13 protein-coding genes are annotated in these 13,594 nt (G+C 69.4%); 2 read left to right on the top strand and 11 right to left on the bottom strand.

Annotation, left to right across the window (positions count from 1 at the left end; genetic code table 11):
* The first annotated feature begins 124 nt into the window (after window positions 1-124).
* Window positions 125-1,252 carry a lytic transglycosylase domain-containing protein gene (locus DIE16_RS14325; protein ID WP_124892498.1) on the top strand — a complete coding sequence of 376 codons (1,128 nt, stop codon included), beginning with the start codon at window positions 125-127 and terminating at the stop codon, window positions 1,250-1,252.
* Window positions 1,253-1,371: 119 nt separating this feature from the next.
* On the opposite strand, the gene DIE16_RS14320 is transcribed toward DIE16_RS14325, so the two are convergent.
* The 9 genes from DIE16_RS14320 to DIE16_RS14280 form a co-directional block, all read right to left on the bottom strand.
* Window positions 1,372-2,568, bottom strand: a complete 1,197-nt coding sequence (locus tag DIE16_RS14320; RefSeq protein ID WP_124487764.1) for a pyridoxal phosphate-dependent aminotransferase — start codon at window positions 2,566-2,568, stop codon at window positions 1,372-1,374.
* Window positions 2,569-2,638: 70 nt separating this feature from the next.
* A complete protein-coding gene (nusB, locus tag DIE16_RS14315) occupies window positions 2,639-3,076 on the bottom strand; it encodes a transcription antitermination factor NusB (RefSeq protein ID WP_044846225.1) in 438 nt (145 codons plus the stop codon).
* Window positions 3,073-3,591 (bottom strand): 6,7-dimethyl-8-ribityllumazine synthase, encoded by a 519-nt coding sequence (gene ribH, locus DIE16_RS14310; RefSeq protein WP_124521635.1) that lies wholly within the window; start codon window positions 3,589-3,591, stop codon window positions 3,073-3,075. The genes nusB and ribH overlap by 4 nt, the downstream gene beginning before the upstream one ends.
* 53 nt (window positions 3,592-3,644) lie before the next feature.
* Window positions 3,645-4,787: a bifunctional 3,4-dihydroxy-2-butanone-4-phosphate synthase/GTP cyclohydrolase II gene (ribBA, locus tag DIE16_RS14305; protein WP_044846224.1), complete on the bottom strand. Its 1,143-nt coding sequence runs from the start codon at window positions 4,785-4,787 to the stop codon at window positions 3,645-3,647.
* Window positions 4,788-4,974: 187 nt separating this feature from the next.
* The gene (locus DIE16_RS14300; protein ID WP_124487766.1) at window positions 4,975-5,493 is read right to left on the bottom strand and encodes a DUF1993 family protein; all 519 of its coding nucleotides are present in this window, start codon (window positions 5,491-5,493) and stop codon (window positions 4,975-4,977) included.
* Window positions 5,494-5,675: 182 nt separating this feature from the next.
* On the bottom strand, window positions 5,676-6,305 hold the full coding sequence (locus DIE16_RS14295; protein ID WP_124892497.1) for a riboflavin synthase: 630 nt from the start codon (window positions 6,303-6,305) through the stop codon (window positions 5,676-5,678).
* A gap of 14 nt (window positions 6,306-6,319) precedes the next feature.
* Window positions 6,320-7,441, bottom strand: a complete 1,122-nt coding sequence (gene ribD, locus DIE16_RS14290; protein ID WP_124487768.1) for a bifunctional diaminohydroxyphosphoribosylaminopyrimidine deaminase/5-amino-6-(5-phosphoribosylamino)uracil reductase RibD — start codon at window positions 7,439-7,441, stop codon at window positions 6,320-6,322.
* Between the two features lie 15 nt (window positions 7,442-7,456).
* Entirely contained in the window at window positions 7,457-8,740 is a 1,284-nt protein-coding gene (gene hemL / locus DIE16_RS14285; RefSeq protein ID WP_059680798.1) for a glutamate-1-semialdehyde 2,1-aminomutase, read from the bottom strand.
* 174 nt (window positions 8,741-8,914) lie between these two features.
* Entirely contained in the window at window positions 8,915-9,367 is a 453-nt protein-coding gene (locus DIE16_RS14280; RefSeq protein ID WP_124892496.1) for a hypothetical protein, read from the bottom strand.
* A 247-nt stretch (window positions 9,368-9,614) separates the two neighbouring features.
* Here DIE16_RS14280 and DIE16_RS14275 point away from each other — a divergent pair, with 247 nt between their 5' ends.
* Entirely contained in the window at window positions 9,615-10,832 is a 1,218-nt protein-coding gene (locus tag DIE16_RS14275; protein ID WP_124892495.1) for a Bcr/CflA family multidrug efflux MFS transporter, read from the top strand.
* 101 nt (window positions 10,833-10,933) lie between these two features.
* Here DIE16_RS14275 and DIE16_RS14270 read toward each other — a convergent pair whose 3' ends face one another.
* Window positions 10,934-12,862 carry a bifunctional transcriptional regulator/glucokinase gene (locus DIE16_RS14270; protein ID WP_124487775.1) on the bottom strand — a complete coding sequence of 643 codons (1,929 nt, stop codon included), beginning with the start codon at window positions 12,860-12,862 and terminating at the stop codon, window positions 10,934-10,936.
* Window positions 12,840-13,520, bottom strand: a complete 681-nt coding sequence (gene pgl, locus DIE16_RS14265) for a 6-phosphogluconolactonase (protein ID WP_124522130.1) — start codon at window positions 13,518-13,520, stop codon at window positions 12,840-12,842. Before pgl ends, DIE16_RS14270 begins: the two co-directional genes overlap by 23 nt.
* Window positions 13,521-13,594 lie beyond the last annotated feature (74 nt).

Below are 13,594 nucleotides of genomic sequence, written 5' to 3'. Positions count from 1 at the left end.
ACCGTTTCCCCGATGCCTGCATGCCCCGACCAAGGCGTGCGGCGTCGTGATTCCGCGGCGCGTTTTCTGTCTCGCCATCGAGCCGAGCGAGCCGCACGAGTCATGTTCATGGGAGATGATCTGAATGAACGCTTGGTTATCGTGGCGTCCCAGTGAGCAGCATGCACAGATCGTGCGCAACATGCTGCGTCGCGGGACGCGTGTCAGTCACCATTTATTCAGCGTCGTCGGCTGTTTCGCCGTCGCGATCGCACTGGCCCTGTGGCTGCTGCCGACCGTGCGCGGGAACCTCGCCGCGAAGCTGATGCCGGTCGTATCCGCGGCCGTGCAGGCCGGTCCGGCCCGTCTGCTGACCGGCCATCCGCTGCCGAACTTCGCGCCCGCCGGCGCGCAGCCGCAGCAGGAAGAGGCTCCCGAGACGGATGCGCTCGCCGTCGGTCTCGACGTGGCACCGGAAACCGCCGCGCAGAGCGATGCGTCCGATCCGGCCCGCAACGGCCCGTCGCCTGTCGCGCTCGCGAAACTGATCCCGTCCCAGCGGGTCCCGGCCGATGCGCGCGACGACCGTGCGCTCGCGTCGAACCGCCAGCAGGCGCTCGTCGCCACCTACCTGTCGCGCCGTTACCGGGTCGCCCAGGAGCCGCTCGGCCAGCTCGTCAAGGCCGCGTTCCAGACCGGCCACGACGTCGGCCTCGATCCGCTGCTGCTGCTGTCCGTGATGGCGATCGAATCGGGCTTCAACCCGTACGCGGAAAGCGGCGTCGGCGCGCAAGGCCTGATGCAGGTCATGTCGAAGGTCCATTCCGACAAGTTCGAATATTTCGGCGGTACCGACACCGCGCTGCAGCCGCTCGCGAACCTGCAGGTCGGCGCGCTCGTGCTGAAGGACTGCATCGCCCGCGGCGGCTCGCTTGCGAACGGCCTGCGTCTGTACAACGGCTCGACCAACCCGGACGACACCGTGTACGGCTCGAAGGTCATGGCCGAGCGCGGCCGCCTGCGCGACGTCGCGCACGGCCGCAGCGTGCCGGTCAATGCGCCGCAGGCGCCGGCCCAGCCGTCGAAGCCGATCGTCACCGCGGCCGTGACGGCAGCGGCAGGCGGCACGAAGCGTGTGCACGCGACGCTCGACACCGCGCAGCCGATTGCCGCGAAGGCCGCCGCCGCGCCGAAGGGCGCGCCGCAGCAGGACGACGCAAGCGTCGACACCGCGAAGCAGGCGCACGGCGATCATTCGGAGCTCGGCGCGTAAGTCACGCAACGCCCCGCGGTTCCGGCAGGACCCACGCAAAAAGGCACCCGTTCGGGTGCCTTTTCGTTTTGGCGTGGACGGTAGCGCCCGGCACGCCGGCCGGGAGGGCCGCTCGGACGTCAGTGCTGGCCGAACAGCGTCGCGAGCCGCTCGACGGCCTCTTCGAGGCGCGAATAGGCGGTCGCATAGGACAGCCGGATATAGTCGCGCGGCGCATGCACGCCGAAATCCATGCCCGGCACCAGCACGACGCCCGCGTCGTGCAGCATCGCCTGCGTGAGCGCCGCGCTGTCGCCGGCCGCCGGATGGGCGACGCCGCCGCAGTGCGCATAGACGTAGAACGCGCCGTCCGGCATCACGGGCACCGTGAAGCCGAGCCGTTCAAGCGCTGGCGCGATGAAGTCGCGGCGACGCTTGAATTCGAGGCGGCGCGCCTCGTAGATGTCGAGCGCCGCCGGTTCGAAGCACGCGAGCGCAGCGTGCTGCGCGAGCGTGGACGGGCAGATGAACAGGTTCTGCGACAGCTTTTCGAACGTGCTCACGAGCGCGGGCGGTACGACCAGCCAGCCGAGCCGCCAGCCGGTCATGCTGAAGTACTTCGAGAAGCTGTTGACGGTGACGACATCATCGCCGTATGACAGCGCCGACACGGGCGCCGCATCATAGCTGAGCCCCTGGTAGATCTCGTCGACGATCGTGAAGCCGCCGCGTGCGCGCACGGCTTCGACGATCCGCTTCAGTTCGTCCGGCTCGAGCGACGTGCCGGTCGGGTTCGACGGCGACGCGAGCAGCACGCCGCGCGTGCGGCTGCCCCAGCGCGTGCGAACGTCGTCCGCGGTGAGCTGGAAGCGCGCTTCCGGGCCGCTCGGCACGAGCACCGGGCGGCCTTCGGCCGCCGCGACGAAGTGCCGGTTGCACGGGTACGACGGGTCGGGCATCAGCACCTCGTCGTCGCGGCCGACGAGCGCGAGGCACGCGAGCAGCAGCGCGGCCGACGCGCCGGCCGTCACGACGATCCGCTCGGGGCTGATCGTGAGGCCGTACGCGCGCGCGTAGTGCGCGGCGATCGCTTCGCGCAGCGGCGCGATGCCGAGCGCGCTCGTGTACTGCGTGACGCCGCGGCGCAACGCGGCCGCCGCCGCCTCGACGACGGGCTCCGGTGCGGTGAAGTCCGGCTCGCCGATGCCCATGTGGATAACGTCGCGCCCGGAGGACTCGAGCCGCTGTGCCTCCTTCATCAGTTCCATCACGTAGAAGGGCTGGATCGCGTCGACGCGTGCGGCGAGCGTGACGAGCGAATCGGCGGTGGTATTCATCGGTCGGGCGGAGCGGGGAGGGGGAGGGAGAACGAAAAACGGGCGCTCGCGCGCCCGTCCACCTGCGGAATCAGCCGTTGCGGCGCGCCTGCGTTTCGGCGGGGCGCAGCTTCGCGGCGAGCTTGTCGAGCACGCCGTTGACGTACTTGTAGCCGTCGGAGCCACCGAACGTCTTCGCGAGTTCGACTGCTTCGTTGATGATCACGCGGTACGGCGTTTCGACATGATGCGTGAGCTCGAACGTCGCGATCAGCAGCACGGCGCGTTCGACCGGCGACAGCTGGTCGACCGGACGGTCCAGCGACGGCGTGAGGGCTTCGACGAGCGTCGCATGCTCGCGAATCACGCCGTGCAGGATCGCGTCGAGCAGCTCCTTGTCGGCCTTGTCGTAACCGAGCGCGCCGCGCAGTTGCGCGTCGATCTCGCCGGGGGCCGCGTTCGACAGCAGCCACTGATACAGGCCCTGCGTCGCCAGCTCGCGCGATTGTCGGCGGGCGCTCTTCTTCATGCGCGCTCCTCTTCGTCGTCTTCGTCTTCTTCGTCCTCGTCCTCATCGTCGCCGAGCTGGTCGAGTGCCATCGTCAGGTTGGCCATCTCGACCGCGACGCGCGCGGCGTCACGACCCTTTTCGGTCATGCGCGCGACGGCCTGCTCGTCGTTTTCGGTCGTCAGGACCGCGTTCGCGATCGGCAGGTTGAAGTCGAGGCCGATGCGGGTGATGCCCGCGCCGCTTTCGTTCGACACGAGTTCGAAATGGTACGTCTCGCCGCGGATCACCGCGCCGAGCGCGATCAGTGCGTCGAACTGGCCGCTTTCCGCGAGCTTCTGCAGCGCGAGCGGGATTTCCAGCGCGCCGGGCACCGACACGAGCAGCACGTCTTCACCGGAGACGCCGAGGCGCTCGAGTTCTTCGACGCACGCATCGGCGAGGCCGTTGCAGACGGGTTCGTTGAAGCGGGATTGCACGATGCCGATACGCAGGCCGTCGCCTTCGAGATTCGGTTGGTATTGTCCGATTTCCATGATCTGGTCCGTGGTGTGGATGAACGGTTATAGGGCGAAAGCGTCGTGGCGGGTTACGCGTGGGACGCCGGGCAGGACTTGGCTTCGCCGCCGGGCATCGGAATGAAGCCCGTGACTTCGAGGCCGTAGCCGGACATGCTGCCCAGCTTGCGCGGATTCGACAGCACCTGCATCCTGGCGACGCCGACATCGCGCAGGATCTGCGCGCCGATGCCGAACGTCTTGAAATCGACCGGCCGGCGCTTCAGCGCAGCGGCCTTTTCTTCCTCGTCGAACGCCTTGAAGACGTCGATCAGATGTTCCTTCGTGTCGCCGCAGTTGAGCAGCACGATCACGCCGAGGTCGCGTTCCGCGATGTCGCGCATCGCCGCGTCGAGCGTCCACGAGTGTGTCGAGACGCCCGTCTCGAGCAGATCGAGGACCGACAGCGGCTCGTGCACGCGCACGGGCGTATCGACGTCGGGCGACGGCGTGCCGCGCACCAGCGCGATGTGCGGCGAGCCGCTCGGCTGGTCGCGGTACAGCACCGCGCGGAACGTGCCGTGCGCGGTCTGCATCGTGCGCTCGGCGATTCGCTCGATGATCGATTCGGTGCGGCTGCGATACTGGATCAGGTCGGCGATCGTGCCGATCTTCAGGCCGTGTTCCTTCGCGAACTCGAGCAGGTCGGGCAGGCGCGCCATCGTGCCGTCGTCCTTGATGACCTCGCAGATCACCGCGGCCGGCGTGAGCCCGGCGAGCGCGGTGAAGTCGCAGCCGGCCTCGGTGTGGCCGGCGCGCACCAGCACGCCGCCCGGCTGCGCCATGATCGGGAACACGTGGCCCGGCTGCACGATGTGCTCGGGACGGACGTCGTGCGCGACCGCCGTGGCGATCGTATGCGCGCGGTCGGCGGCCGAAATGCCGGTCGTCACGCCTTCGGCCGCTTCGATGCTGACCGTGAACGCGGTGCCGTACTGGGTGCCGTTGCGGTAGGTCATCAGCGGCAGGTGCAGCTGCTTGCAGCGTTCCTGCGTCAACGTCAGACAAATCAGGCCACGGCCGTACTTGGCCATGAAGTTGATCGCTTCCGGCGTGACGAATTCGGCGGCGATCACGAGGTCGCCTTCGTTTTCGCGGTCTTCTTCGTCGACCAGGATCACCATCCGGCCGGCTTTCAACTCCGCGATGATGTCGAGCGTGGAGGCGAGCGTCATAAGGGGGCGAGAAAGAGGAAAGTGCGTATTTTACGCCAGCCGGGCCGCGTTTCGGCTGGCACCGGCTGCGCGCGGCCGGCGAGCGCGCCGAAACGCGGTGCGACCGGCCTGCGAGGCGGGCCTGCCCGGGCCGCCGCGGCCCGCCCGATGTCAGGCAGCCGCAGGCTGGCCGGGGCCCCGCCGTGCGTCACGCGTGGTCGTTGCGGCCGCCGAGGTAGTCGAGCTTGCCGAGTTCGACGCCGCTGTGACGCAGGATGTCGTACGCCGTCGTCACGTGGAAGAAGAAGTTGGGCAGCACGAAGTTCAGCAGGTACGACTGCCCGGTGAACTCGATCGGACCGACACGCATCTTGAGCACGACCTGGCGTTCTTCGCTGCCGTCGATCTGCGCGGCGTCGAAGCCTTTCAGGTAGTCGATCGTCTTCTGGATGCGCGCATGCAGTTCGTCAAACGTCTGCTCGACGTCGGGGAAGCTCGGGATGTCGACGCCGGCGAGCCGGGCGGCGCAACCCTTGGCCGTGTCGGTCGCGATGTACACCTGGCGGACGAGCGGCAGCATGTCCGGATAGAGGCGTGCGCCGATGAACACCGACGGGTCGATCTGCTTCTCGGCCGCATGCGCCTGCGCCTTGCCGAGGATGTGCTGCAGGTTGGTCAGGCCGCGGATCAGGACGGGCAGCGAAGCCTGGTACATCGAGATGGACATGGGGACGACTCCTGGAGGAAAAGGGGCAGCCGGTACGCGGCGCACCGTGCGTCGCGGCGCCGAAAACGCTGCCGTTGCATCTTAGCGCGACGGGATGGCGCGTGCGCGTCGTTGGCCATCAGGCCAGGTGCCGCGCCGAGCCGCCAGCCGCCAATCCCTGCCCAGGGGGCGGAACCGCCGGATCAGTCCTGATGCACGCCCTGCGATGCCGACATCATCCGCTCGACATACCGCGCGATCATGTCGATTTCGAGATTGACCTTGTCGCCGGCCTTCACGTGACGCAGCGTCGTGACCTCGACCGTATGCGGGATCAGGTTGATCGAGAATTCGCAGCCGTCGGCGCGATCGTCGACCGTGTTGACGGTCAGGCTCACGCCGTTGACCGTGATCGAGCCCTTGTACGCCAGATAGCGGCCGAGCTCGCGCGGTGCGACGATGCGCAACTCGTGCGACTCGCCGACCGGCGCGAAGCGCGTCACGGTACCGAGGCCGTCGACGTGGCCCGACACGATGTGCCCGCCGAGGCGGTCGTGCGCGCGCAGCGCCTTCTCGAGGTTCACTTCGCCGGGTTGCGCGAGGCCGACCGTGCGGTTCAGGCTTTCGCGCGACACGTCGACGTCGAATCCGGTGCCGGTCTTGGCGATCACCGTCATGCACGCGCCCTGGATCGCGATGCTGTCGCCGAGCGCGACATCGGCGAGGTCGAGCCCGCCGGCCTGTACGGTCAGCCGCACGCCCGCGTCGGGCGACGCGCCGAGCGGGGTGATCGATTCGATGCGGCCGACGGCCGCGACAATTCCGGTAAACATCGTGACGGCTCCGTTCAATGCGTGGCAGGGGGCGGCGCGACACGCGCCAGGATCCGCAGATCGTCGCCGATCCGCTCGACGCTGTGGAACGCGAGCCGCGTGCGGGCGTCGAGGCTTGCCGGCGCGGCGAGGTCGAACATGCCGGCCGCGTCGCTGCCGAGCAGGCTCGGCGCGAGATAGACCAGCAGCTCGTCGACGCACTGCTCGCGCAGCAGCGAGCCGTTCAGCTTGTGGCCGGCCTCGACGTGCAGCTCGTTGACGCCGCGCGCGCCGAGCGCCGCCAGCATCGCGGGCAGGTCGACCTTGCCGTGCGCATTCGCGAGCGGCACGATTTCCGCGCCGCGCGACTTCAGCACGTTCGCGCGCACTTCGCCGGCGGCATCGAGCCGGCCGCAGAAGATCAGCAGCGGTGCGCCCTCGAGCAGGCGCGCGTCGAGCGGCAGGTCGAGACGGCTGTCGACCAGCACGCGCTGCGGCTGGCGCGGCGTGTCGATGCCGCGCACGGTCAGGAGCGGGTTGTCCTCGCGTACGGTGCCGATCCCGGTGAGGATCGCGCACGCGCGCGCGCGCCATGCGTGGCCGTCGAGGCGCGCGGCCTCGCCGGTGATCCACTGGCTTTCGCCGGACGGCAGCGCGGTGCGTGCATCGAGCGACGCGGCCGTCTTCATCCGCACCCACGGGCGACCGCGCGTCATCCGCGACACGAAGCCGATGTTCAGTTCGCCCGCTTCATGCGCGAGCAGCCCGCAGCGCACGTCGATGCCCGCGTCGCGCAGCATCCCGAGGCCGCGCCCGGACACCTGAGGATTCGGGTCTTCCATCGCCGCGACGACCTTCGCGACGCGCGCGTCGATCAGCGCGTTCGCGCACGGCGGCGTGCGGCCGAAGTGGCTGCACGGCTCGAGCGTCACGTACACGGTGGCGCCGGCGACGTCGTGGCCGCGCGCGCGCGCGTCCTTCAGCGCCTGCACTTCCGCGTGGTCCTGGCCGGCCGGCTGCGTGAAGCCTTCGCCGATCACGTCGCCGTCCTTGACGATCACGCAGCCGACGCGCGGGTTCGGCGCGGTCGTATACATGCCGCGCGCCGCGAGCGTCAGCGCGCGCTGCATGTGGGCGAAATCGGTATCCGAGAACATGCGTGCGGACCCGGGTCAGGCGGCCAGCGCCGCGAACGCGCGGCGCGCGGCCGCGAGCGTCGCGTCGATCACCGCGTCGTCGTGCGTGCTCGACACGAAGCCGGCCTCGTACGCGGACGGCGCGAAGTACACGCCTTCGTCCAGCATCAGGTGGAAGAAGCGGTTGAAGCGCTCGGTGTCGCTCTTCGTGACTTCCGCGAAGCTGGTCGGCACGCGCTCGGCGAAGTACAGGCCGAACATCGCGCCGATCGAGTCGGCCGCAAACGGCACGCCGGCCGCGCGCGCTTCGGCCGCGAGGCCGTCGGCGAGGCGCTTCGTCTGCGCGGTGAGCGCGTCGTAGAAGCCGGGCGCCTGGATCAGCTGCAGCGTCTTCAGGCCCGCGGCGACCGCGATCGGGTTGCCCGACAGCGTGCCGGCCTGGTACACGCCGCCGAGCGGCGCGAGGTGGGCCATGATGTCGCGGCGGCCGCCGAACGCGGCAGCCGGCATTCCGCCGCCGATCACCTTGCCGAGGCAGGTGAGGTCGGCCGCGATCCCGTAGTACGCCTGCGCGCCGCCGAGCGCGACGCGGAACCCGCACATCACTTCGTCGAAGATCAGCACGGCGCCGTGCTTCGTGCACAGCGCGCGCAGCGCGTTCAGGAACTCGGGCGTGCCGCGCACGAGGTTCATGTTGCCCGCGACGGGCTCGACGATCACCGCGGCGATCTCGTCGCCGAACGCGCCGAACGCTTCTTCCAGCGCGGCGACGTTGTTGTATTCGAGGACGGTCGTGTGCTTCGCGATGTCGGCCGGCACGCCGGCCGACGTCGGGTTGCCGAACGTCAGCAGGCCCGAGCCGGCCTTGACCAGCAGGCTGTCCGCGTGGCCGTGGTAGCAGCCCTCGAACTTGACGATGCGGCTGCGGCCCGTGAAGCCGCGCGCGAGACGCAGCGCGCTCATCGTGGCCTCGGTGCCGCTCGACACCATCCGCACCTGCTCGATCGACGGCACCAGCTTGCAGATTTCCTCGGCGATCTCGATTTCCGCTTCGGTCGGCGCGCCGAACGAGAAGCCGTCGGCGAGCACGTTCTGCACGGCCGACAGCACTTCCGGATGGACGTGGCCGACGATCATCGGGCCCCACGAGCCGATGTAGTCGATGTACTGCTTGCCGTCGGCATCCCAGAAGTACGGGCCTTGCGCGCGCGACACGAAGCGCGGCGTGCCGCCGACCGAACGGAAGGCGCGCACCGGCGAGTTGACGCCGCCCGGGATGGTCTTCTGGGCGCGTTCGAAGAGGATCTGATTGTTGGACATGTGCGAAACCTGCGAGAGAAGGGCGCGGGGGCCTGTGCACGGGCCGCGGCGCCTGAGCGGAACGATCGTCTGATTGTACCGGAGACGCGCCCGGCGGGCCCGCGGCCGGGTCTGCGGCCTTTGCGCGCGTGGGGGATTGGCCGGCGCGAACGGCGCGCGGCCGATCCGGCCCGTTTATCGTGACGACCGGCGCTTGCCGGTCAGCTCGGCCCAGCGCTTCTCGAGCGGGCCTTCGACCATCGGCTTGATCGACGTGCCGGAGGATTGAGCGTCCCAGGTCTGCACCGAGTACGGATGCGCGCGCAGCGCGTCGCGCGGGATCACGACGTCCTGGTGGGCGTCGACCAGCCAGTCGTAGACGAAATCGATGCACAGCCGGTAGCCGCGCTTCGTCGCCGGGTCAGGCACCTCGTAGGGCGCGCGCGTCACGTAGCCCGAGCCGAACACGCCCTTCGGCTCCTGCGCGACGCGGTGCAGGAACACACGGTCGCCCGGCAGGATGCCGCGCGCGAAGCCGCAGCCCCACACGTCGTGCACGGCCTCGCCGGCCTTCACGCGCGCGGCGACGTCGGGCAGCTCGGGCCAAGGCCATTTCTTGGGGCTCCAGATCAGCAGGAAGGCGGTCATCGGGTCGGTCGTGCGTCGGATTGATCAGACAAGAGAGGCGGGGAGCAGCAAGCTTAATCGAATCCGCGCGCGGTCTGCCGCGACGCCGGTCATGCGCGCGTGTTCCAGCCTGGCACGGCAGACCGCGCGCGGCACGCGAAAAAGTTGCGCGTACAATCATGTGCTTGAACGCGCCGCTTGCGGCGTAGCCTCCCGTCTTCACCGCCACGCGTGCCCCGATGCGCGCGGGCCTCCATTGCGGATACCCATGTCCCACGTCGTCCGGCGCCGGCCCGATGCCCGGCTGATCCTGTTGCTCGGTGCTCTCGCCGCCTGCGGGCCGATCGCCACCGACATGTACCTGCCGAGCCTGCCGTCGATCGCCGACGGCTTCTCCGTGAGCCCCGGCGCCGCGCAGCGCACGCTGACGAGCTTCATGGCCGGCTTCTCGATCGGCATGCTGCTGTACGGTCCGCTGTCCGATACGTGGGGCCGCCGGCCCGTGCTGCTCGGCGGCATCGCGCTGTTCACGCTCGCGAGTGTCGGCTGCTTCGTGTCGGGCTCGATCGACATGCTGATCCTCGTGCGCTTCCTGCAGGCGCTCGGCGCGGGCGCCGCGTCGGTGCTCGCCCGTGCGATCGCGCGCGACGCGCACGAGCCGACCGATGCGGCGAAGGTGCTGTCGATGGTCGCGATCGTCACCGCGGTCGGGCCGCTGCTCGCGCCGCTGATCGGCGGCCAGATCCTGCGCTTCGCCGGCTGGCGCGGCGTGTTCGTCGTGCTGGCCGCGTTCGGCGCGCTGTGCGCGGCGACCGCGTACCTGCGCGTGCCCGAAACCTGGCCGAAGGAGCGGCGCAAGAGCACGGCCGTGCTCGCGTCGTTCGCGTCGTACGGGCGCATCCTGTCCGATCCGGTCGCGTGGGGGCACATGCTGTGCGGCGGGATGGCGTTCGCGTCGATGTTCTCCTACATCACCGCGACGCCGTTCGTGTACATCGAGTATTTCCAAGTGTCGCCGCAGCATTACGGGCTGCTGTTCGGCCTGAATGTCGTCGGCATCATGATCGGCAACTTCGCGAACACGCGGCTCGTCGGCCGCATCGGCTCGCTGCGCCTCATCGCGACCGCGTCGCTCGTGAGCTGCGTCGCGTCGCTCGCGGTCGCGCTGGTCGCGCTGACGGGGTGGGGCGGGTTGTGGTCGATCGTCGTGTGCCTGTTCTTCGTGGTCGGCGTGGTCGGGATCCTGTCCGCGAACTGCACGACCGATCTCATGCACCGCTATCCGCACAACGCGGGCGCGTCGGCGGCCGTGTTCGGCGCGATGCAGCTCGCGCTCGGCGCGCTCGCGAGCATCGCGATCGGCGCACTGGCGGACGGCACGCCGTTCGCGATGGGTGTGACGATCGGCGTCTGCGGCGTGCTGTGTTTCGTCGGGCGTTACCTCGTGCTGCGCTGGCATGGCCGGCCGGTGAAAGCGGGGGCTTGAGCCGGCGCGGTCGCGGCATGAAAAAACGCCACCGCGCGATGCGTCGGTGGCGTTTTTTCTCGGGCGGGCGGAAAGCGGCAGCCGCCGTACCGTGTCGGGCGTCAATCCCGCGCGACGTCCTTCGCCGCCGGCGACGCGCCGTGGCTCAGCCAGTCGAGCACGTCGGCCGTTTCGTCGTCGCTCGCCCGTGCGCGCGCCTGCGCGACGGCCTCCGGCAGCTCGCCGTTGGTCGACGCGCGACGGATCGCGACGCCGACCGCGAGGATGTCGATCATCAGCAGATGCAGGATCCGTGAGATCATCGACAGCTGAGATTCGCGCATCTCGATGTGATCGGTCTCGAGCGCGACGGTCGCGCGCTTCGCGAGCGGCGTGTTGCTCGACGTGATCGCGATCACCTTCGCGCCGGCCTGCATCGCGACCTCCAGCACACGCAGCAGCTCCGGCGCGCGTCCCGACTTCGACACCGCGACGATCACGTCGCCCTTGCCGAGCAGCGCGGCCGATGCGGCCTGCATGTACAGGTCACCGTACGCAATCGTCGGGATTCCGAAGCGGAAGAACTTGTAGTGCGCGTCCTGCGCGACGATGTTCGAGTTGCCGAGCCCGTAGAACTCGATGCGGCGCGCGCCGTTCAGGATCTCGATCGCGTTCTCGACGTGCTCGAAGTTCAGGTGTTCGCGCAGCTGCAGGATCGCGGACACCGTGTTGTCGAGCACCTTCGCGCCGAAGTCGGTGGCCGTGTCGCCGAGATGGACCTGGCTGTGGCTCATCGGAATCGTGCCGGTGAGGCCGGTCGCGAGCTTCAGCTTGAAGTCCGACAGCCCCTGGCAGCCGAGCGAGCGGCAGAAGCGGATCACCGTCGGCTGGCTCACGTCCGCCTTGCGCGCGATGTCGACGATCGGGTCGTTGATGATCGAGCGCGGATGGTTCAGCGCGAGATCGGCGACGCGGCGCTCGGCCGGCGTCAGCGCGTCGCGCATCTGGCGGATCCGCTCGAACACGGCCGACGACGCGCCGCCCGAACGGTTCGACAGCTGCTCCGCGAGGATCGCCGATACCCCGAGGAACGCCGGATATTCGGCGGTGATCAGGTAGGTCGGGATGTTCTGGAGATACTGCGTGAAGCGGCCCTTCGCCTCGAAGCGTGCGCGGAACGACGAGCGCGTGAACAGTTCGCCGAGCTTCAGCGCGACGCCGCCGCCGATGTACACGCCGCCGAGCGCGCCGAGCGTCAGCGCGACGCTGCCCGCGAACGCGCCGAGGATCCCGCAGAAGCATTCGACCGTCTCGAGCGCGAGTGCGTCGCCCGCATGCGCACGCTCGACGATCTCGGCCGTGTCGACGGTCGCGGCGACGCGCTTCTTGTCGCGCGCGGCGAGCGCACGATAGATGATCTCGATGCCGGGCCCCGCGCACACGCGCTCGAACGACACGTGCGGAAACTTCTTGCGCGCGTACTGCAGCACGAGATCCTCGCGCTCGTCCTGCGGCGCGAACGACGCGTGACCGCCTTCGCTGCCGAGCGCGATCCAGCGGTCGTCCGCCGGAATCAGGCCGGACACGCCGAGCCCGGTGCCGGGCCCGAGCAGCCCGATCACGCTGTTCTGGCGGCGCGCGCCGCCGCCGATCTGCACGCGCTGCGCATCGGTCAGGCCCGGCAGCGCCATCGCGAGCGCGGTGAAGTCGTTGACGACGAGCAGCGTGTCGAAGCCGAGCGCGCGGCGCGTCGCCTCGATCGAGAAGCTCCAGTCGTGATTGGTCATCGTCACCTGGTCGCCGTCGACCGGGTTCGCGATCGCGATCGCCGCGTGGTTCACGCGGCTGATCTTCACGTCCTTCAGATACTTGCGGATCGCGTCGGTGAGCGTCGGGTAGTCGGCGCCGGGATAGACGCGGATCTGCGTGATCTCGCCGGGGCCGGTTTCCAGCGCGAAACGCGCGTTGGTGCCGCCGACGTCCGCGAGCAGGCGCGGGCCGTCGGCATGCTGGCCCGCGACGACAGCCTTACTTTGCGCACCAGTAGACATCGAGCTGGGTCCCCTTGTCGTTGGCCAGTTGGGAAATCGCGTTCTTCTGCAGCGTCGCGGCCGCGGCGTCGAGGACGTCGCGCTTGGCGGGGCCCGCGATCAACAGGAACAGCCGGTCGACGCGCTTCAGCGCATCGAGCGAAAAGCTCACGCGTGCATGCGGCGCGGCGCCGGGATGCACGGCGACGAAGCGCTCGGGCGTCGTGATCGCATGGTCCCATTCGGGCGCGTCCGCGAAGATCGACGCCGTGTGGCCGTCCTCGCCCATGCCGAGCACCGCGACGTTCGGCACGCGGTAGTCGGCGTTGGCGTTGAGCGCGGCGACGTGCGCATCGAGCGATGCGCGCGTGTCGACGAGCGGCAGGAAGCGGGCAGGGGCCGCCGCGTGCTGCAGCAGCGTGTCGCGCACGAGGTGCGCGTTGCTGGCCGCATCGTTCTCCGGCACCCAGCGGTCGTCGACCAGCGTGACATCGACGCCGGCCCAGTCGAGCGCTGCGTGCGACAGCGTGTGCAGGAACGGGCGCGGGCTCGTGCCGCCGGACACCGCGAGCGTCGGGCGCGCGGGGCCGCCGAGCGCGGCGCGCAGCGCATCGCCGACGGCGCGCGCGAGCGCTTCGCTTTGCGCTTCCTGGGTGTCGAAAGCGTGGATCTCGATCACATCTCCTCCGGACTGCTTTGTCTGTTCAATTCGTGCGAATCGTGGGGCACGTTGCCGCGCGCTGGCGCGCACGG

Source organism: Burkholderia sp. Bp9090 (assembly GCF_003857985.1).
Lineage (GTDB): Bacteria > Pseudomonadota > Gammaproteobacteria > Burkholderiales > Burkholderiaceae > Burkholderia.
Note: the sequence above shows the minus strand (reverse complement) of the source record. Positions and strands in the feature narration are given on the sequence as shown.